The organism is Bacillus fungorum, assembly GCF_002746455.1.
Lineage (GTDB): Bacteria > Bacillota > Bacilli > Bacillales > Bacillaceae_G > Bacillus_A > Bacillus_A fungorum.
Genome location: NZ_NWUW01000161.1, coordinates 1 through 603, shown reverse-complemented (window position 1 = coordinate 603; position 603 = coordinate 1). Strand labels below are relative to the sequence as shown.

The following is a 603-nucleotide window of genomic DNA, read 5'->3' as shown; positions in this document are numbered from 1 at the left end:
CATCTTTCTTATAAATACAATCTCCATCTGAAGCCTTTACATGATGGCTACGCAGAATCGGTTTCCATTGCTTAAGCGAATATCCCTCTACATCTAAAAAACCACGGATAGCAGTAAAGCGAAAACTCGTCCCTCTAAAGCATCGTTCCAATAAAAAAAGGAAATCTCGTATACATCCATTAAAATAGACATGATACAAATAGATTTCCCCTGCTTGTTTTGCCTCTTGTTGCGACAAATTAGATGGTTTAATGGAAAACTGATAACAATCTCGCTCCCAAAATGCTCCTTCTTTCGTAACTCTCATTCGCAATGCACGCATACTTGATATAAAATCGTTTGGATGTGCAGAACAAAATATAGATACTTCATAACTCATTTTCATAATTTAATTCCCCCTAAATAATAATTTTTACCAATGTGATAATCGGTTTACTCATCAAATAGACTTGAAAACAACACAAAAAGGGCTCCTTCAAGTCGATTAAAAATGTGCATAGCAAAATAAGCTATATATACACTAATCGGCTCAAAGAAGCCCTTTCATAAATGAAACAAGACGCAACTTGCTTCTACAACTCAACCACAACACAATAAGGTGTG

1 protein-coding gene is annotated in these 603 nt (G+C 35.3%); it reads right to left on the bottom strand.

What is annotated here, in order from left to right; all coding sequences use genetic code 11:
• Positions 1-385, bottom strand: a 385-nt coding sequence (locus CO726_RS31245) for a hypothetical protein (protein WP_099686856.1), incomplete at its 3' end; no start/stop codon positions are given.
• Between the last annotated feature and the right edge of the window lie 218 nt (positions 386-603).